The sequence below is a fragment of the Campylobacter sp. CFSAN093229 genome (assembly GCF_011068225.1).
GTDB lineage: Bacteria > Campylobacterota > Campylobacteria > Campylobacterales > Campylobacteraceae > Campylobacter_D > Campylobacter_D jejuni.
Genome location: NZ_JAAMXB010000026.1, coordinates 1 through 674 on the forward strand (window position 1 = coordinate 1; position 674 = coordinate 674).

The 674-nt window shown below is 36.2% G+C and carries 1 pseudogene; it reads right to left on the bottom strand.

From position 1 onward, the window contains the following. Nucleotides 1-674: pseudogene (locus FBE93_RS08245) on the bottom strand (flagellin); the annotation flags it as partial.

Here is a 674-nt window from a genome sequence, read left to right on the forward strand (position 1 = left end):
GCTCTGATTTGATCAAGATTAGTGATAGCAGTTTCAGCGATATCCATAACAGCCATAGCACCTTTAAGAGTAGTTACGCCTGCAGTTTCATCAGTTGTATTGGCAGCAGTAGCTTTAAGAGCTGCAAATTGAGAATTTCCTGAACCTGAAGAAAATCCCGATCCTGAAGAAACAACATAAGTATTGCTCATTGAAGCTGCACTTGAAACAATTTTTATTCCTTCAGTCAAACCTACTGATAAATTTTTACCACTACCCACAGAAAATCCTGAACCTTTAGAAAATCCCGATCCTGATGCACTCATAAATGCAGAAATAGAACTTACAGCTTGAGTAAAAACAAACTTCCCTCCACCTTTATAAGAATTAAATCCCATAGCATCAGCATTAGTTGCTGAAATTTGACCTTTTGATTCTCTTAAAGATACTGAAGCTTGAGAAATCATATCTGTTGTACCCATACCTATAGTACTAAGATTGGTTCCACTTATGTTGATATCTCTACCATCATTTTTAACCAAAGATAAGCGTCCATAGTTTTCTTTTTGATTTGATAAAATACCAGAACCAACGCCTATATCTCCAGTAATTTTAATGCCTCTACCATCAGCTGAAGTAAGAACAAGCTTACCATTTTCATCTTTAGAAGCTTGAACTCCGGTTGTGTCTTTAAC